Below are 17711 nucleotides of genomic sequence, written 5' to 3'. Positions count from 1 at the left end.
ACAGACTACGGATGGGCGATATCGCACTCGCGAATCGGTCGCGGTGAGATGCTTTTTCGATAAAAAGAGACAATTCTCTTACGACAAGGCATTTCCCAATACCGATATGTCAACCATGAGGCCGCGAACAGTATGATCAGAAATGCGATCGATTTCGCAATCATCTCGGGCACGAGGGCGGCGAGAGTGTCGTGGGGTTTCACGAGAAAGAGCGGAAACAGGTTGCCGTGCAGCATGTACAGCGAGTAGCTGATTTCGCCTGCGCCAAGCAGAGGCCACCAGCTCGCCAGCTTTCCCAGCCAACGTTGGCTGCGGCAGATGAGATAGATCGCTGCGGGAACGGCGACAGCATAGCCGCTATAGATTCGATTGCCGCCAAACAGTTTGGGATAGTCGAACAGCACCTGATCGGCAAACGAGCCCGCGATGTAGGCGCAGGCGATTGCGCCAATGACGCGCGCCAATGCGCGGGCCTGAGGCGACTCCGTCTGATTGTTTCGTGCTAGCCAAATTTCTGCAATCCCTACTCCAGCTAGAAACTCGAACAAACGTCCATACGGCGAGTAATATACTAGCCAACTTCCAACGTCCAGAGAGGGTACGGCGCCCAGTGCGTTTTCCAGGGCAGTTCTTACTGCATCGAGTTCCGAAAACTTTACGAAGAGTATGCGCCCAAAGATCGCGGCAACGGCGATTGCTACGCCACGCGCCGTCGAGTGCCGCTTAAAACCCCCGTACAATGCCAGCGGAATGAAGAATAGATAGAGGAATAGCTCGGCGCTGATAGACCAAGAGTTATTCGCGTATTCCTGCGAGATCGAAAGATTGAACCCGTTAAGCGTGGCATAAAACCATGACTGCATGCCGGCAAGGTAGGCAGGCAGCGATGCGGAGTAAGCACTGGCAGCCAATTGCCGGCCCGAATGAACGGCACGCCCGACATTGACCGCGTAGTTAATGAGAATGATCGGAAGATAGAGCGGATAAAGGCGGGCAAGCCGCGCGAACAAAAACTTCATCACGCCGCTTTCGCGATCGCTGGCGAGACGGTCCGCATAGTTGTAGTGGATGACAAAGCCGCTTAGGACGAAAAAGACGGACATGCCTAGGAGTCCGCACTTCTCGAGCGGCATGGCTGCAACCGTGCTCCTCAGCGGCTGTAGCATGAGAAGCCCCATGTGATGCACGACGACCAGGAGCGCGGCAATGCCGCGCAAGCTAGTGAGCGCATCGATGGATGGGCGTTGAGTAGCGGGGGGAACTGTATTTTCCATATCGCGTTCGCCGGCAATGGGGGCAGGGCGCAGCAAGATCGTATTCAGACTCAACATAAAGAAAGACTTCGGGCGCAACGGCATTGCTACCGCTGCGCCCGGCCAAGCGACTACGACCGCGCATGCTCAAACGGGCTGCCGCGGCCCGATGTTCAATCGTCGTTATCGAACATCGTCATGTTGCGTTCGAGCTCTTCGCGAGGCAGCAGGGGATCCATGTCCTCCATCGGGCGAGATCCGAGCGTGCCGTCCGGTTTCAGGTACGAGCTAGCGCGGAACCGCTGTTGCTCCTGCGATATCGACATCTCCACGATCCACGGATCTTTATCCGCAAAAACCGTTGCGATGGCGTCGCGCAATTGCTCATTGCGCTCGATCAGCATGTGCTTAAGCCCGAATGCCTCCGCGAGTTTCTTGAAGTCGGGGTTGCCGACGCCCGAGTGGCGATCGGTGCCGACTTCGCGACCTTCGAAATAACGGCGTTGGGTGTTGCGGATACTTTGATAGCCATCGTTGTTGCTGATGAACAGCTTCGCATTCAGATGATTCTGCGAGAGGAACATCAGCTCCTGAATGTTGAACAGCACACTGCCGTCGCCCGTTACCAGCACGCCGCGCCGTTCGCGATCCGCTACGCAGGCCCCGATGACCGCCGGCAAGTCCCAACCCATCGAGCCCATGCAGGCGCTCGTGAATCCGAATTGTCCTTCCTTCACGCGGTGGTTTTGGTAGGCGATGATGCAGCCGTCGAGCGAGTTGCCGCTCACGACGATATCGGTATCGCCTAGCTGTCGCGACAGTTCGTCATAGGCCGCGTAAATGTCGACGTGATCCTTTTGCAGGTGCTCGGGCGCGGGCATGGGCGGGTACTCCCGCTTCCACATCGCGCACGCGTCGAGCCAACGCTGGGTCGGCTGATATTGATGATCCTTGACGCGGGCGAGCAACGCTTCGATGAACTGCTTGGCGTCCGCGAGTACCGATACGTCGATGGTGATGTTCTTCTTGACCAGATCGCCGCGATCGATGTTGACGTGTACCTTTTTCGCCTTTGGCGCAAACTTATCGCTGAAGCCGATGGCGGAGATCGAGAGGCTCGTGCCTATCGCGAGCACCAAATCGGAATTTTGAAGCGCAAAGTTCGCTCGACGTTGACCGCCCGGCCCAATACGGCCTTGATAGAGCGGATTGTCTTCCGCCAACAGATCCATGCCGCTGATGGTCGACAGCGCCGGCACCTTCAATTGCGCAACGAGTTCGCGGAATGCGCTGCGCGCATGGCCCAGCGCGATACCGTTACCGCCGATCACGACCGGCCGCTTCGAGGCGAGCAGCATTTGCGCGACTTGATCGACGAGCGCTTCGTCCAAGGGGGGCGTGGACGGCTCTTCCGGGGTATAGCCGCGTTGCGCATCCGGTTCGATCATCGCGGATTGAATGTCGAGCGGCAGATTCAGCCAGACGGGTCCCGGACGTCCGGCACGCGCCAGATAGAGGCATTTCTCGAGTTCGTAACGCACGTCTTCCGGGCGCATCACGGTGACGCAATGCTTCGTCACTGGCTTGGCCATCGGCTCAATATTGATTTCCTGCGGGCCGACTTGGCGCTGGAAGCTGTAATCGGCCATGATGGCCGTACGCACCTGACCCGAGATGACGAGCACGGGGATGGAGTCGACGAATGCTCCCGCGACGGCCGACAGGGCGTTGGTACTGCCGGGGCCCGTGGTGACGAGACAGACGCCCAAGTTTTCCGTCACGCGCGCATAACCTTCGGCGGCAATGGCGCATGCCTGCTCATGGTAGTTGCACCAGTAGCGCAAATCTTTCGAGCGGCCGACCGCGTCACACAAGTACATGATGCCGCCGCCCGACACCATGAAGACGTCCTTTACTCCAGCTTCCGCCACACGCTGGAAGACATAATCCGAGACACTGATCGCCATACGATTTGCCATTAAAAATTTGGAATACTTTGCCTCGCGCTCCGAGGCCCCATCATTACTACTCGACTTACACCGCGTTCAAGCCCCGCGTAGCGTCGGCTCTGCTGCGTTCGAAGGCCGTATGTTCAGTCACGGGGCTAGTTACCCACCTCGCGCGAACGATGCCAAGCGAGCGTACGCGCGATTGCGTCGTCGATCGGCACGAACACGTCCAATCCGAGTTCCTCGCGCGCACGCGCAACCGAAGGCAGGTAGGCCGACGGTTTCGCGCCCGGCACGGGCGTACCTTTGATCTGCACGCGGCTCGTACCACCCGCCACGCGAGCGACTGTGTGCGCAAGGTCGCCGATCGAGATCGCTTGCTCGCCACCGACGTTATACGGTACACCCGATCGCCCCCGCGCCAGGATGCGCACTAACCAAACCACGAGATCGGCCGCGTACAAATACGAGCGCAGCGGCGTGCCGTCGCCGCCGACCACGACGTCGCGTCCGGCCAGTGCGTCACGCATGAAATTGCCTATCGCGTAGTTGGCCTCGAGGGGCAAGTGGGGCCCGACGAACGCAAAGCACCGAGCGATCAAAGCCCGAAAGCCCACCTGCTGCGCGGCCACCGACGTCATGATTTCCATCATGCGCTTGGACTGGCCGTATACGATTCGCTCCGAGGCATAGTCGGCAAGGCCGGCTGGGCCCTCGACGCAGCGGTCGTCGACTATCGAATCCATCGGCGAGTACACCGCGCCCGAGGTCGTCAGCAACAGTGCTTCCGAGCGGTGCCGAGCGGCCATGTCGATAAGCCGCTGCGTGCCGCCAAGCGCCGCGTTCAAATGGCGCTGAGCCCAATCGTTCGATTGCTCGAGGTTCGTCTCGGAAGCGGCATGAACGATGTGGCTGCAGGCATCGCCGGGGAATTCGAAATCCGCCAGGCCGCCGGCGACAAAAGCCAGTCCCGGACGACCCTTCAAATGGGGCGCGCGTTCGGCAAGAAAGCGCTCCGGGGAGCGGCTCAGCACGGTGAGGCGCAGGCCGAGTCCGCGCGTTTCATTGGCCCACAACAAACTTTCCAGCAGCCATTTGCCGAAAAAACCGGTACCGCCGGTAATGAACAGATGGGCTCCGCGCAGGCGAGCCCAGTCTTCGTCGAGGTGCCGGGCGACGTGCTCGAGATCTTCTTGAAACAGCGTGAAGCCGTTCGGAATGACGCGCATGTTCTCGCTCTCAGTCAAAATTGATCCGCTCTTTCTCGACCACCATCGGCCGCTTCACCGTATGCGTGACGAGCAGGCCGACGTATTCGCCGAGCAGGCCGAGAAACAGAAACAACATGCCCATGAAAAAGAACACGCCGATGCCCAGCGGCGCGAGTCCCATTTGAAACTGATCCCACGCGAGCAGCTTACGGATGAAGTAGTAGACGCCCGTTAGAAAGCTCAGTCCGCTCAGGCCGATGCCGATCATCGTCGCGAGCCGCAGCGGTGCCTTCGAATGGTTGACGATGCCGAGCAGCGCGCTGTCGAGATAGACGAGGAACGTGCCCTTGGAGATGCCGCGCTTGCGTACCGGCTTGTCGAATGGAACCTCGGCGCGCTCGTAGCCGATTTCGCAAATCAGGCCGCGGAAGTAGGGGTACGGGTCCTCGATCTCGCGCAGGATGTCCATGACGGCCTTGTCGTAGAGGCCGAAACCCGTGAAGTTTTGAACCTGCTCGACTTCGGAAATGCGCGTGATGAGCTTGTAATAGGCCTTGCGCATGATCGGCATGAGGCCTCGCTCCTCATGCTTGCGGCGCACGCCGATCGCAACCTTATAGCCTTCTTCCCACTTGCGGATGAATTCGAGGATCAGCTCGGGCGGATCCTCGAGGTCGGACGCCATGCCGATCACCGCGTCGCCTTGCGCCAGCAACAGCGCGTGATAGGGCGAACGGATGTGCCCGAAGTTGCGCACGTTGACGATCGCCTTCAAATGCTTGTCGCGCGCGGCGATCTCTCGAATCACATCGACCGTTCGATCGGTCGATGCATTGTCGATCAGCAAAATTTCATAGTCGTACTGCGGCGCTTGTTGCATGACCGCCGTGATGCGCTGATGCAGCTCGGCGATGTTGTCTTGCTCGTTGAAGCATCCGGCAACGATGCTGATTAGTTTTCTTTCGCTCATCCGCGCTGGGTCTTTCTAAAAGTAAATCGATCGTGACCGGCGTACGACACCACGACGCTCACTACCATCAACAGGCCCTGGGCGAGCCAAAAGGGAATGCCTAGGATGTTGACGAGCAGCCAAAGCCCCGCGATGCCGATCACCGCACTGCCGCCGTAGACGACATAGCAGCGCAGGTATTCGCGCAACCACCCGTCGCGCGAATTGAACACGAACAGCTTGTACGTGACGAACGCCTCGGTGATGCACACGACGTTCGCGAGCACACCGATGACGACGATGTGCAGATGCGGACGCAGCAGGTAGTACAGACCCACCGTCGCAAAATACCCGAAGGCCGTATTGGCACCGCCGACGATGAGATAGCGCAGCATCTTGTTGCGCGTCTCTCGGTCGGCGCGCAATGCCGTCATCACCTTGGTCAGCATGGTTTCGATCGACGCGTCGTGTTCATGGTAGCGATCGGGGCCTTAGAAGTTGACGCCGAGGAACGTCTCGATCTTTTCGGCGATGTAGTCGAGCTGAGCTTGGCCGAGACCCGGGAACGTGCCGACCCAGAACGTATCGTTCATGATGATGTCCGTGTTCGTCAGCTCGCCGCTGATGCGGTAATTGCGGCCGATCATATACGGCTGGCGCGTCAAGTTGCCCGCGAACAGCAAGCGCGTACCGATCTTGTTTTGATCGAGGTACGTGAGCAGATCCACGCGGCGCAGGCCCGCCTCGGGCTTGATCGTGATCGGATAGCCGAACCAGGAGGGATCGGACTGCGGGGTGGCTTGCGGCAGGATCAGCAGTTCCTTGCAGCTTTGCAGACGTTCGGTCAGATAGGCGAAGTTACGGCGGCGCGCCTCGATGAACTCCTGCGCGCGATCAAGCTGCGCCAAACCGCAAGCGGCCTGCATATCGGTGATCTTGAGGTTGTAGCCGAGGTGCGAATACGTGTACTTGTGATCGTAACCTTCGGGCAGGTTGCCGAGCTTCCAGCAAAAACGCTTGTTGCAGGTGTTGTCTTTGCCCGGCGCGCAGTAACAGTCCCGGCCCCAGTCGCGGAACGATTCGGCGATCAGCTTCAACTCGGGGTTGTTCGTGAACACGGCGCCGCCTTCACCCATCGTGATGTGATGCGCGGGGTAAAAGCTTAGCGTGCCGATATCGCCGAACGTCCCGACGAGCTTGCCGTTATAGGTCGAGCCAAGCGCGTCGCAGCAGTCCTCGATGAGCCACAGGCCGTACTTCTTGCACAGCGCCGTGACGACGTCGAGGTTGTACGGATTACCCAGCGTGTGCGCGAGCATGATCGCCTTCGTCTTCGGGCCGATCGCCGCTTCGATCTTGGAGGCGTCGATGTTGTACGTGCCGAGCTCGACGTCGACGAACACGGGCACCGCGCCGAACTGAATGATCGGATTAACCGTCGTCGGGAAGCCCGCTGCCACGCCGATGACTTCGTCGCCCGGTTTGATTGCGCGATCGCCGAGCTTCGGCGAGGTCAGCGTCGAAAACGCGACCAGGTTGGCCGACGATCCGGAGTTTACCGTGATCAGATATTCGACACCGATAAAGCGCGCGAGCTTTTGCTCGAATGCTTCGTTGAAGCGGCCGGTCGTGAGCCAGCCGTCGAGTGACGCCTCGACCATCAGTTCGAGTTCACGCGCCCCGATGACCTTGCCGGACGGCGGGACAGTCGATACGCCGGGCTCGAATGTCGGCGTTTGCGTCGAGAGTGCGCCGTACTGACCGACGAGTTGAATAATCTGCTCGCGCAGTTGTTGCTGGGTGTCAGAAGTCATTGCTGTTGGTACGCGTTGATTTGTGAAAGAGTTACGGCTCGCATGTCGGCCTGCTGCAACGAGGCTTGATGCCACTCCACGATCCGATCCACGGCTTGTGCGAGGCTCCAGCGGGGAGCCCACCGAAGGAGGGTGCGCGCTTTCGCGCAGTCCAGCTTCAAGTGATGGGCTTCATGAGGTTGCGGTGCGTCGTCGCGTATCCAGCTAGCGCCGTCGCCCCAACGTTTCACGAGCCGTTCGACGATCCATTGCACGGGTTGCGTGTCCGCTTCGTCCGGGCCGAAATTCCAGCCGCCGACGAACTTGGGCCCATCCGTATAGAGGCGTTCCGCCAGCACCAGATAGCCCGAAAGCGGTTCGAGCACGTGTTGCCACGGGCGAATCGCGTGCGGGTTGCGAATGCGAACGGGCGTGTTCGCACCGATGGCGCGCATCATGTCGGGAATGAGCCGGTCGCCGGCCCAGTCGCCGCCGCCGATTACATTACCGGCCCGCCCGCTCGCGAGCGCCACGCGGTGCTCGTCGAATGCGGCCGGATTGAAGTACGAGTTGCGGTAGGCGTCGGTGACGAGTTCGGAGCAGCCTTTGCTGTTGCTATAGGGATCGAACCCGCCCATCGGTTCGTTTTCGCGATAACCCCATACCCATTCGCGGTTTTCGTAGCACTTGTCGCTCGTCACGTTGACGACGGCGCGCACCGACGGCGTACGCCGGACCGCTTCGAGCAAATGAACCGTGCCCATGACGTTTGTCTCGTACGTCAGGACGGGCTCGCGATACGAGAGCCGAACGAGCGGCTGCGCCGCGAGGTGAAAAACGATCTCGGGCTCATGCTCGGCGTGCGCGCGCGCAAGGTGCTCGAGGTCGCGCACGTCGCCGATCACCGATTTCATACCTTCGCCGACTCGAGCGGCTTCGAACAGGCTCGGTTGCGTGGGGGCGGGCAGGGAATAGCCGAGTACATCGGCGCCCATCTGCTGAAGCCAGAGGCAGAGCCAGCCGCCTTTGAAGCCGGTATGGCCCGTGACGAGCACGCGCTTGCCGCGCCAAAACGCCGCGTTCATCGCCACACCTTCCACGGGGCCTTCTCCGAGCTCCAGAGATCCTCGAGATGGTTCTTGTCCCGCAGCGTATCCATCGGCTGCCAGAAGTCGTCATGGAACCACGCTTGCAGTTGCCCTTCGTGCGCGAGCTTTTCCATCGGGTCGCGCTCCCAAATCGTTTGGTCGCCGTCGATGTACTCGATGACCTTCGGCGAGAGGACGAAAAAGCCGCCGTTGATCCAAGCGCCGTCGCCGTGCGGCTTTTCTTGGAAGCTGCGCACGGCGGTGCCCTGCACGTCGAGCGCGCCGAAGCGGCCCGGCGGTTGCGTGGCCGTGAGCGTGGCGAGCTTGCCGTGCTTGCGGTGAAATTCGATCAGCGCCGTAATGTCGATGTTGCCCACACCGTCGCCGTAGGTGAAGCAAAAATCCTCGTTGCCCAGATAGGGCGCCACGCGCTTCAGACGCCCCCCGGTCATGGTCTGCTCGCCCGTATCGACGAGCGTCACGCGCCACGATTCGGCATTGTTCTGATGCACTTCCATCTTATTGTTCGACATATCGAAAGTGACGTCGGACATATGAAGGAAGTAATTTGCGAAGTACTCCTTAATGACGTAGCCCTTGTAGCCGCAACATATGATGAAATCGTTGACGCCGTGGCTTGAGTAAATCTTCATGATGTGCCACAAGATGGGCCGCCCCCCGATTTCGATCATCGGCTTGGGCTTAAGATATGTTTCCTCCGAGATTCGGGTGCCCAAACCACCAGCGAGCAGCACTGCTTTCATCTTGATTGCGTCCTCATTGCCGAAAAAGGGGAACGTGTGTAGCGAAACAGGCGCTCGAGCCTGCGTGTCGGGATAGTCCGATCGTAGGTCGCAGCGGCCGTTCGCCGCCGCGGTGGCAACGCGGCTACGTGCTAGCGCGTTTGAAACGCACCGGGACAGGCGCCTCGGCGGCGGGTCTCCGAACGGGGCGATAGCGTGCCCTCAAATCATTCACTCATGCGAGCGCAACTCGCACCGACCGAAATCGCAAAATTATACACAATGGCTCTTCGCCGACGCCGCGTATCGAAGTCCGCGGTATTGTACGAGCTTGCGCAAACGTTTCGCAATCCTCGACGGGGCGCGGGGCGGGCTCGCCCAGCCGCGGGCGGCGCCGTGCTTTTCACCTCTTCGCACCGGCGATGCCGAGCTCCCGAACATGCCGCCGGTTGTCCAATCGCCCCGGTTTGTGCACACTCACGCATCTTTGCCGCCGCCTGCACGTATGACTGTTGTTTCCGCGCCACGCGCCCCTCTCGAAGACTTGTCGATATCCGTCGTCGTTTACCGCCCGGATCCGTCCTTGCTCGCCCGCACGCTCGAAAGCCTGGCGGTTGCCTGCCGGGCGCTCGCGCAGGCGCGGCCGGGGTTCAAGGCGAGTTGTTGGCTCATCGATAACGGAGGCTTTCAGGGCGCTGACGAGCCGCTCGATGCATTGGCCCGCGCGGGCGTGCAATGCAAGCCGGTCAGCGGTCACGGCAACGTCGGCTACGGGCGCGGCCACAACTTGGCGATCGCGGAGGTCCGCAGCCGTTTCCATCTCGTCCTCAATCCCGATATCGACCTGGCCGAAGATGCGCTCCTGAAGGCCGTCGATTTCCTAGCGGATCATCCGGAGGTGGGGCTCCTCGCACCGCGCGTAGGCGATGACGAAGGCGGCCTGCAGTACCTATGCCGTCGTTACCCGACGGTGTGGGACCTGTTCGTTCGGGGCTTTATGCCTGCACGCGTACGTTCCGCTTTCGAACGGCGGCTTGCGCGCTACGAGATGCGCGCCGAGATCAACGAGCGCGACGTCGTGTGGGATCCGCCCATCGTCAGTGGCTGCTTCATGCTGTTTCGCACCGATGTCTTGCGGCAACTGGGCGGATTCGACCCGCGGTACTTTCTCTATTTCGAGGATTACGACCTTAGCCTTCGTGCGCATGCCGCTGCCCGTGTGGCATACGTTCCTTGCGTGCGCGTCGTGCATCATGGCGGAGGGGCGGCGCGAAAAGGCAGGGCGCACATCCGCATGTTCGCCGCATCGGCGTTCAAGTTTTACAACCGGTTCGGATGGAAGCTGTTATGAAGCGCATCGTCGTGACGGGCGCGAACGGATTCGTGGGCCGTGCGCTGTCCAGTAGGCTGCTCGAATCCGGGCACGCCGTCACGGGCCTTATTCGAAGCGACACGGATTGCATCGACGGTGTGCGCCGCTGGGTCCATGCCGAGCCCGATTTTCGCGAACTCGCGCAAGCGTGGCCCGCCGAACTCGATCCCGATTGCGTCGTCCACTTGGCCGCTCGCGTGCACGTCATGCGCGACGCGTCGACCGATCCGCTGGCCGCGTACCGGACCACCAACGTGGAAGGTTCGCTGCGCGTCGCGCGTGCTGCCCGGGAGCGGGGCGCGAAGCGCTTTGTCTTCGTAAGCAGTATCAAGGCGCTGGCCGAACGTGACGGCGGCCGTGCGTTACGTGAGTCCGATCCGCCGCGTCCCGAAGACGCCTATGGGCGCTCGAAGCAGGAGGCCGAGGCCGCGCTGCGCGAGTTCGGCGCGCGCACCGGGCTCGAGATCGTGATCGTGCGTCCGCCTCTCGTCTATGGTCCGGGCGTGCGCGCCAATTTTCTACAATTGATGGGCGCGATTGCGAAAGGCATCCCCTTGCCCCTCGGGGCGATCGAGGTGCAGCGCAGTCTCGTCTATGCCGGAAATCTGGCCGATGCGCTCGTCGCTTGCGTCGAAGACCCGCGTGCCGCGAACGAGTCCTTCCACGTGACCGACGGCCACGATCTGAGCGTATCCGAGTTGGCCGCCGCGATCGGCCGGCATTTGCATCGCCGCGCCCGGCTGTGGCGTATCCCCGTCCCCTGGCTGCGCGCGGCGGGGAACGTGCTCGGCCGCGCGGATCAGGTGGGCCGGCTCGTCGACGGCCTGCGGGTCGATAGTGGCCACCTGCGTGCTACCCTCGATTGGAAGCCCCCCTATACCGTTGACGAGGGCCTTGCCGCTACCGCGGATTGGTACCGGGCCACTCATTGATCATTGCTTAGCTATGCTCCTTTACGCTCATAGCGTCTGGACGACGGTTGCCGTTTTGCTCGTCGCCGCGCTTGCTTGTGCCGCCATTCTTGGATGGTTGCTACGTACCGGTCTTGCCTGGCGGTTAGCCACCGATGTCCCCAACGAGCGCTCGCTCCATGAGCGGCCCACCCCGCGCGTCGGCGGCTGGGGCGTCTCGCCCGTGGCGAGTCTCGCGATCGCCTTCGCGGCGCCGACGCTATGGCCGATTGCGGCGGCGGCGCTCTCGCTTGCGATCGTCTCCCAGATCGACGATCGGCGAGGACTGCCCGCGCGCGTCCGGTTCGCGGCGCATGTCGCAGCCGTTTGCGCGGTGCTCGCCGTCTACGGCGCGGCACTACCATGGTGGGCGTTGGCGATGCTCGCGTTCGCGCTCGTGTGGCTCATTAATCTTTACAACTTCATGGACGGCGCCGACGGCCTAGCGGGCGGCATGGCCTTATTCGGCTTCGGCGGCTACGCGCTCGCCGCGCTCGTCGGCGAGCATGGCTCGCTCGGGCTTGCGCTCGCGTGCGCATCGGTGGCCGGCGCCGCGGCGGGGTTTCTCCGGTTCAACTTTCACCCCGCTCGCGTGTTTCTCGGCGATGCCGGATCGATCCCCCTAGGCTTTCTCGCGGGCGCGCTCGGCTTTTGCGGCTGGCTCGGGGGCGTATGGCCGATTTGGTTTCCGGTGATGGCCTTCTCGCCGTTCATCGTCGATGCATCGGTAACGCTCGCGCGGCGTCTCGCGCGCGGTGAACGCTTCTGGCAAGCGCATCGAGAGCACTACTATCAACGGATGGTTCGCTCGGGGCTCGGGCATCGCCGCACCGCCCTCTATTGGTATGCGGCGATGGGACTGGGCATAATGCTCGCGATCGGTTGCCTGAAACTGCCCTTCGAGTGGCAGTGGGCGACTTTTGGTGCGTGGCTTGCCGCGCTTGCCGCCGCCGGCATCGCGGTCGATGTCAGGTGGCGCCGCTTCATGCATGCTTCCGCCGGTTTGAAATGATGACCTGGATTCGCCGAAACAAAGCAACGCTGCTTTCGTTGAGCGCCTTCGTGTTCGATATGGGTATGTTGGCGCTCGTTTGGGAGAGCGCGTACCTCCTGCGCTTCAACGGTCAAATTCCTCCCGCGTTTTGGCACGGCGGGCTGCACGCGCTCGTGTGGGTGCTCCCTTCGTACGCCGTCATGTTTTTCGCGTTCGGTCTGTATCGAGGGATTTGGGCGTTTGCGAGCCTGCCTGACTTGTTACGCATTGCGAAGGCGATCGCGGCGGGCGCGCTCGTGACGATGGTCGCCTCGCTGATGCTGCAGCCCGAACCCGTTACGCCTCGCTCGGTCCTTATCGTGTCGCCGCTGTTGCTGTTCTTGGGGATGGGAGGCGCCCGTGCCGTTTATCGGGCGTCGAAGGAGTTCTATCTGTACGGCGGGCTCGTCTCCGAGGGCAAACCGGTCATCGTCCTCGGCGCCGGCCGCGCGGGCGCCAGCCTTGCGCGCGAGTTGTCGCGCTCGCGCGAATGGCGCTTGGTGGGCCTGCTCGATGACGATACCGCCAAGCACGGCAGGGAGATATACGGCTACAAAGTGCTCGGCAGCATCGCGGACCTGTCGGCCATCGCCGCGAAGTTCAAAGTGGAATACGCCATCATCTCGATTCCCTCCGCCTCGGTCGACGTTCAGCGCCGGGTGGCAACGCTGTGCTTGCGCGCCGGAGTGCACGCGATGGTGCTGCCGGCGTTGACGGCGCTCGTGCCCGGGCAGGGTTTTCTTTCCCAAGTTCGACAGATCGATCTCGAGGATCTATTGGGGCGAGAGCCGGTGCGAATCGATACGATGGGCCTGCGGGAGTTATTGAGCGGACATGTCGTGATGGTGACCGGCGCGGGCGGATCGATCGGCTCGGAATTGAGCCGGCAGATCGCGCGCTTCGCGCCTGCGCAACTGGTCGCGCTCGATATTTCCGAATTTGCGATGTATCGCCTCGTCGAGGAACTGCGCGAACGGTTTCCGGCGGTACCCGTGGTGCCGGTCGTCGGCGATGCGAAGGACTCGTTGCTGCTCGACCAGGTCATGGCGCAACACTTGCCGCATATCGTCTATCACGCCGCGGCTTATAAGCATGTCCCGTTGATGGAGCAGGTCAACGCCTGGCAGGCCGTGCGCAACAACGTACTGGGCACCTATCGCGTCGCGCGGGCCGCTATGCGCCATGGCGTGAAACGCTTCGTGCTGATTTCGACCGATAAGGCGGTCAACCCGACGAACGTCATGGGCGCGAGCAAGCGGCTGGCGGAGATGGCGTGTCAGGCGTTGCAGCGGGCGAGTACCCAGACGCGGTTCGAGACGGTGCGCTTCGGAAACGTCTTGGGCAGCGCGGGCAGCGTGATTCCGAAGTTTCAGGAGCAGATTGCCAAAGGCGGCCCCGTGACCGTGACGCACCCGGAAATTACGCGCTTTTTCATGACCATTCCCGAGGCGTCGCAATTGGTGTTGCAGGCATCGAGTATGGGGAACGGCGGCGAGATCTTCATCCTGGACATGGGCCAGCCCGTCCGAATCGTCGATCTAGCGCGCGATCTGATTCGCCTGAGCGGCTATAGCGACGATCAGATCCGGATCGAATTTACCGGGTTGCGACCCGGAGAAAAACTGTTTGAAGAATTGCTGGCGGACGACGAAACGACGTTGCCGACGCCTCATCCCAAACTGCGCATCGCTCGTGCGCGAGACGCGGACCAGGCACTGCTGGATGAAATTCTTCCGTGGCTGATGCAGCATCGCGCTTTACCGGACGAAGAAGTCAGGCGCGATTTGCGGCGATGGGTGCCGGAATACCAGCCTAGTCGACCGCCGGAGTTGCAGGTACTTGCTTCCGGCACCTCGTCCCGGTCATAGCTCGAGGTGCGCCGCGTTTTCGCGCCGACCGGCGCTGGCTCAGCGCCGGCGTCCCTGGTGCCGGAACACCAGCCACCTCGGCGATTTGAATCGCACGATGCTCACGTAAAGCCAGACATAGGTCGCGGCAAAAAAGACGACGAACACGAACAAATGCACCGTGTGTTGCCAAAAGAGCGTGGCGGGAATCACGCCGATCAAGCAAAGCAGCCATAGATAGGGCGACGTGAACGAATTGCGCCGAGTGAGTTCGTGCGCGGTCTTCGTGCCCACTGCCCACCGCATCAGCCGTTTGTAAACGAGCATGTGCAAGTGCACGCCGTCCGGGATGCCCGGTGACATCCCGCGCACGAACTTCTTTCGATAAATCGAAAAGCAGGTTTCGAAGATCGGATAGACGAACAGCAGCACCGGGTACCATGCGGACACCTCCCGGTGGCGCATGACAAGCGCGATCGCGAGCTCGGCGAGCATGAACCCGAGGAAGTAAGCGCCGCCGTCGCCGAGGAAGATCAGTCCGGCCGGGAAATTCCAGATGAAGAAGCCGAGCACCGCGCCCATCATGATGAGCGAAGTGGAGAGCACGACGGGGTCGGATAAGCGAAACGCGACGTAGGCCAGCGAGGCGAACATCATCAGCGCAACCATCGAGGCGAGGCCGTTGAAGCCGTCGATAATATTCACCGCGTTGGCGAGGGCGGCCACCGCCAGGACAGTCACGCAGAACGAAACCGCCCCATACGAAAGCACGAAATCGAGAGGCGGCACGCTGATTCGGACGATGGCGATATCGAGCGCGAAGTAGGTGATCGCGGCTGCGCTCATCGTTGCGACGAGTCGAACGGTGGGCGTGACGCGTTTGGTGAGGTCTTCGATCAAGCCCGACGCAAACGCCGGCAAGCCGCACGCGGCCAGCGCGAAAATCCCGTGCGCGACGGCGGGGTAAGGGCGCAGCAACTGCACGGCCGCGCCCAAGAGCCCAAACACGATGCCGATGCCGCCCACACGCGGAACCGGACGCGCATGAAATTTTTGAACGCCGACTAAGTCGCTATCGACCGAAAACTTTTCGTGCAAGTGCGCATAGCGCACGACCAGCAGCGTGATCAAAAGCGAAATGAAAAAACCGAGCGCGAAACTGAGCATGATCGTGGCGTGTATGCGGACGCGGAATTATACGGCCCGGCCTCGACGGTTCGTGCTTCCGTCGGCGGAGCGCCGCGCAGGCAATTGCGTGCGCGCGCCGGGCGTCAGTCGGCAAACCCCTGCGGATTCATCTGCTGCCACCGCCAGTGGTCCTCGCACATCCGCTCGATCCCGTACTGCGCGCGCCAGCCGAGCAGTTTTTCAGCGAAATCGGTGCTCGCGTAGCATGCCGCCACATCGCCGGGCCGTCGCGCGACGATCTCGAAGGGCACCTTGCGCCCCGATGCCGCCTCGAACGCGCGCACGACCTCCAGCACGGAATAACCGCGGCCCGTGCCCAAGTTCGCGACGAAGCTCGCATCGCGCGCCGCCAGCGCTTTGAGCGCCGCGATATGCCCGCGTGCAAGGTCCACGACATGAATGTAATCGCGCACGCCGGTGCCGTCCGGCGTATCGTAATCGTCGCCGAACACACGCAGTTTGTCGCGCTTGCCTACGGCCACCTGCGCGACGTACGGCATCAAATTGTTGGGCACGCCCGCCGGATCCTCGCCGATCAGCCCGCTTTGGTGCGCACCGACGGGATTGAAATAGCGCAGCGTCGCAATCCGCCAGGCGGGATCCGCCTGTTCGACATCGCGCAGTATCTGCTCGCCGATGACTTTCGTCTGTCCGTAGGGGTTGGTTGCCGAAAGCGGAAACGATTCGTCCACGGGGCAGCGCTCGGGCATCCCGTAGACTGTCGCCGACGAGCTGAAGACGAGCGTCTTGATATCTCGCACGCGCATCGTATCGAGCAGCACGAGCAGGCTATCGAGGTTGTTGCGGTAGTACTCGATCGGCTTGGCGACGGATTCGCCGACCGCCTTCAAGGCGGCGAAATGGATCGCCCCGCCGATGGCGTGCGCATCGAAGACGCGGGCGAGCGCTTGTTGATCGCATACGTCGATGTCATAGAACGGGACCTCGCGTCCGGCGATGCGTTCGATCCGGCGCACGGCTTCGCGCTTGCTATTGACGAGGTTGTCGACGATCACGACCTCGTAGCCGCTCGACAGCAATTCGATGGCCGTGTGCGAGCCGATGAAGCCGGCTCCCCCCGTGACGAGGATCGCTCCTCGTAGCGCGTTGCTGATCATTGCATTCTCCGAATGTTGTTCGCGGCTAGCGCCTTGCTCACCGCAGACGCCGCTCAAATATCCCGGCGCCCGTCAGTGTAAGCAGCGTCTGCCGATAACGCTCCACGACGAGCGCTTCATCGAACTCGGCCGTGACTTTGTCGCGTCCGCGCAGACCCATCGCGCGCCGGGCCTCGGGGTTCATCGTCAAAATCTTCTCGAGCGCGTCCGCGAGCGCTCGCGCGTTTTTTACTTCGCACAGTAGCCCAGTGATGCCGTCTTGCACCACCTCCCGGCACCCCGGCACGTCGGTCGCCACGATGGGGCGCCCCATCGCCGACGCTTCCATGAGCGTGCGCGGCACACCTTCCCGATAGGACGGCAGCACGACACAATCGGCATTCGCGATCATCGGGCGCACGTCGTGCGCTTCACCAAGATACTCGACGATACCTTCTTTCACCCACGCATCGATATCGGCTTGCGTAATTGCGCTAGGGTTGTCCACGCCGGCGGGCCCGAGCAGTTGGAACCGCGCCTGCGGATAGCGCGCGCGCAGCATGCGCGCGGCTTCCACATATTCGCCGACGCCTTTGTCCCACAGCAAGCGCCCGATCAATACGAACGTGAGATGTCCGGCTTGCGGCAGCGGCGTCAAAGCGAAGTGATCGATATCGACGCCCTCGCCATGCAGCAGCCTCGCCCGCTCGGGGTGCGCCAGCAGACGCTCTTGCAAAAACGCCTGTTCATCGTCGCGGTTGAGGAACCAGACTTCCCGCGGAAACCGGAACGCAACCCGGTAAAGCGCCTTGGCGACGCGTGCCGCGTGGCTCTTTTGGATGAAGACGTAGCCGAGGCCGGTCGTCACGGCGATCGACGGTACGCGTGCGAGCCAGGCCGCCAGCGTGCCGTAGATGTTGGGCTTGATCGTGTAATGAAACACCACGTCGGGCCGGATGCGGCGATAGTGGCGGTACAGCGCCGCGAGCGTTCGCAGATCGTCGAGCGGATTCGTGCCTTTCGAAGCGACGGGCAAGTCGATGCATTCGCAGCCCATTTGCTCGAGAAGCGGGAACGTGCGATCGCGCGGGGCGAGCACGATCACGCGTACGCGCTTGGCCACGAGCATGCGAATCAGCCCTTGCCGATACGTGTAGATCGCAAAACACGTATTGCAGACGAGGCAGACCGTGAGCGGCGCGCTCGCTGGACTATCCGTGGATAGGGAAGCGTTCATA

15 protein-coding genes are annotated in these 17711 nt (G+C 61.7%); 4 read left to right on the top strand and 11 right to left on the bottom strand.

The window, feature by feature from the left end; translation table 11 throughout:
* Positions 1-5: 5 nt before the first annotated feature.
* From DXT59_RS20530 to rfbF, 8 genes are all read right to left on the bottom strand, one after another.
* Complete coding sequence (locus tag DXT59_RS20530) at positions 6-1331, bottom strand: acyltransferase family protein (protein WP_162878165.1); 1326 nt, start codon at positions 1329-1331, stop codon at positions 6-8.
* A 95-nt stretch (positions 1332-1426) separates the two neighbouring features.
* On the bottom strand, positions 1427-3220 hold the full coding sequence (locus tag DXT59_RS20525) for a thiamine pyrophosphate-binding protein (RefSeq protein ID WP_162878164.1): 1794 nt from the start codon (positions 3218-3220) through the stop codon (positions 1427-1429).
* Between the two features lie 137 nt (positions 3221-3357).
* Positions 3358-4431 carry an NAD-dependent epimerase/dehydratase family protein gene (locus DXT59_RS20520; protein ID WP_116138713.1) on the bottom strand — a complete coding sequence of 358 codons (1074 nt, stop codon included), beginning with the start codon at positions 4429-4431 and terminating at the stop codon, positions 3358-3360.
* Positions 4432-4441: 10 nt separating this feature from the next.
* Complete coding sequence (locus DXT59_RS20515) at positions 4442-5383, bottom strand: glycosyltransferase family 2 protein (RefSeq protein ID WP_116138712.1); 942 nt, start codon at positions 5381-5383, stop codon at positions 4442-4444.
* Positions 5380-5811 carry a GtrA family protein gene (locus DXT59_RS20510; RefSeq protein WP_116138711.1) on the bottom strand — a complete coding sequence of 144 codons (432 nt, stop codon included), beginning with the start codon at positions 5809-5811 and terminating at the stop codon, positions 5380-5382. The genes DXT59_RS20515 and DXT59_RS20510 overlap by 4 nt, the downstream gene beginning before the upstream one ends.
* Positions 5812-5853: 42 nt before the next feature.
* Positions 5854-7176: a lipopolysaccharide biosynthesis protein RfbH gene (gene rfbH, locus DXT59_RS20505; protein ID WP_116138710.1), complete on the bottom strand. Its 1323-nt coding sequence runs from the start codon at positions 7174-7176 to the stop codon at positions 5854-5856.
* Positions 7173-8240, bottom strand: a complete 1068-nt coding sequence (rfbG, locus tag DXT59_RS20500) for a CDP-glucose 4,6-dehydratase (protein ID WP_205417458.1) — start codon at positions 8238-8240, stop codon at positions 7173-7175. The genes rfbH and rfbG overlap by 4 nt, the downstream gene beginning before the upstream one ends.
* The gene (gene rfbF / locus DXT59_RS20495) at positions 8237-9007 is read right to left on the bottom strand and encodes a glucose-1-phosphate cytidylyltransferase (protein WP_116138709.1); all 771 of its coding nucleotides are present in this window, start codon (positions 9005-9007) and stop codon (positions 8237-8239) included. Before rfbF ends, rfbG begins: the two co-directional genes overlap by 4 nt.
* 484 nt (positions 9008-9491) lie before the next feature.
* Between rfbF and DXT59_RS20490 the strand changes: the two genes are divergently transcribed.
* The 4 genes from DXT59_RS20490 to DXT59_RS20475 are packed head-to-tail and all read left to right on the top strand — an operon-like array spanning position 9492 to position 14209.
* A complete protein-coding gene (locus DXT59_RS20490; protein WP_116138853.1) occupies positions 9492-10337 on the top strand; it encodes a glycosyltransferase family 2 protein in 846 nt (281 codons plus the stop codon).
* The gene (locus DXT59_RS20485; protein WP_116138708.1) at positions 10334-11290 is read left to right on the top strand and encodes a UDP-glucose 4-epimerase family protein; all 957 of its coding nucleotides are present in this window, start codon (positions 10334-10336) and stop codon (positions 11288-11290) included. The genes DXT59_RS20490 and DXT59_RS20485 overlap by 4 nt, the downstream gene beginning before the upstream one ends.
* 13 nt (positions 11291-11303) lie before the next feature.
* Positions 11304-12320: an MraY family glycosyltransferase gene (locus DXT59_RS20480; protein ID WP_116138707.1), complete on the top strand. Its 1017-nt coding sequence runs from the start codon at positions 11304-11306 to the stop codon at positions 12318-12320.
* Positions 12320-14209 carry a polysaccharide biosynthesis protein gene (locus DXT59_RS20475; protein WP_420823407.1) on the top strand — a complete coding sequence of 630 codons (1890 nt, stop codon included), beginning with the start codon at positions 12320-12322 and terminating at the stop codon, positions 14207-14209. The genes DXT59_RS20480 and DXT59_RS20475 overlap by 1 nt, the downstream gene beginning before the upstream one ends.
* Positions 14210-14248: 39 nt before the next feature.
* On the opposite strand, the gene DXT59_RS20470 is transcribed toward DXT59_RS20475, so the two are convergent.
* The 3 genes from DXT59_RS20470 to DXT59_RS20460 form a co-directional block, all read right to left on the bottom strand.
* Positions 14249-15355, bottom strand: coding sequence for an MraY family glycosyltransferase (locus DXT59_RS20470; RefSeq protein WP_116138706.1), 1107 nt, complete (start codon positions 15353-15355; stop codon positions 14249-14251).
* A 104-nt stretch (positions 15356-15459) separates the two neighbouring features.
* Positions 15460-16494, bottom strand: a complete 1035-nt coding sequence (gene galE, locus DXT59_RS20465) for a UDP-glucose 4-epimerase GalE (protein ID WP_116138705.1) — start codon at positions 16492-16494, stop codon at positions 15460-15462.
* Between the two features lie 37 nt (positions 16495-16531).
* A complete protein-coding gene (locus DXT59_RS20460; RefSeq protein WP_116138704.1) occupies positions 16532-17710 on the bottom strand; it encodes a glycosyltransferase family 4 protein in 1179 nt (392 codons plus the stop codon).
* Position 17711: the final 1 nt, after the last annotated feature.

Origin of the sequence: Trinickia diaoshuihuensis (genome assembly GCF_003390925.1) — a bacterium.
In the GTDB taxonomy this organism is placed as follows: Bacteria; Pseudomonadota; Gammaproteobacteria; order Burkholderiales; family Burkholderiaceae; genus Trinickia; species Trinickia diaoshuihuensis.
This window is presented reverse-complemented; position numbering and strand designations above follow the sequence as displayed.

Bases quoted from the DNA above. Each gene is read 5' to 3' on its own strand.
- rfbG (WP_205417458.1), bottom strand. From the start codon at position 8,240: ATGAACGCGGCGTTTTGGCGCGGCAAGCGCGTGCTCGTCACGGGCCAT.
- DXT59_RS20460 (WP_116138704.1), bottom strand. From the start codon at position 17,710: ATGAACGCTTCCCTATCCACGGATAGTCCAGCGAGCGCGCCGCTCACG.
- DXT59_RS20520 (WP_116138713.1), bottom strand. From the start codon at position 4,431: ATGCGCGTCATTCCGAACGGCTTCACGCTGTTTCAAGAAGATCTCGAG.
- galE (WP_116138705.1), bottom strand. From the start codon at position 16,494: ATGATCAGCAACGCGCTACGAGGAGCGATCCTCGTCACGGGGGGAGCC.
- DXT59_RS20515 (WP_116138712.1), bottom strand. From the start codon at position 5,383: ATGAGCGAAAGAAAACTAATCAGCATCGTTGCCGGATGCTTCAACGAG.
- DXT59_RS20480 (WP_116138707.1), top strand. From the start codon at position 11,304: ATGCTCCTTTACGCTCATAGCGTCTGGACGACGGTTGCCGTTTTGCTC.
- DXT59_RS20530 (WP_162878165.1), bottom strand. From the start codon at position 1,331: ATGTTGAGTCTGAATACGATCTTGCTGCGCCCTGCCCCCATTGCCGGC.
- DXT59_RS20525 (WP_162878164.1), bottom strand. From the start codon at position 3,220: ATGGCGATCAGTGTCTCGGATTATGTCTTCCAGCGTGTGGCGGAAGCT.
- DXT59_RS20475 (WP_420823407.1), top strand. From the start codon at position 12,320: ATGACCTGGATTCGCCGAAACAAAGCAACGCTGCTTTCGTTGAGCGCC.
- DXT59_RS20485 (WP_116138708.1), top strand. From the start codon at position 10,334: ATGAAGCGCATCGTCGTGACGGGCGCGAACGGATTCGTGGGCCGTGCG.
- DXT59_RS20510 (WP_116138711.1), bottom strand. From the start codon at position 5,811: ATGCTGACCAAGGTGATGACGGCATTGCGCGCCGACCGAGAGACGCGC.
- rfbF (WP_116138709.1), bottom strand. From the start codon at position 9,007: ATGAAAGCAGTGCTGCTCGCTGGTGGTTTGGGCACCCGAATCTCGGAG.
- DXT59_RS20490 (WP_116138853.1), top strand. From the start codon at position 9,492: ATGACTGTTGTTTCCGCGCCACGCGCCCCTCTCGAAGACTTGTCGATA.
- DXT59_RS20470 (WP_116138706.1), bottom strand. From the start codon at position 15,355: ATGCTCAGTTTCGCGCTCGGTTTTTTCATTTCGCTTTTGATCACGCTG.
- rfbH (WP_116138710.1), bottom strand. From the start codon at position 7,176: ATGACTTCTGACACCCAGCAACAACTGCGCGAGCAGATTATTCAACTC.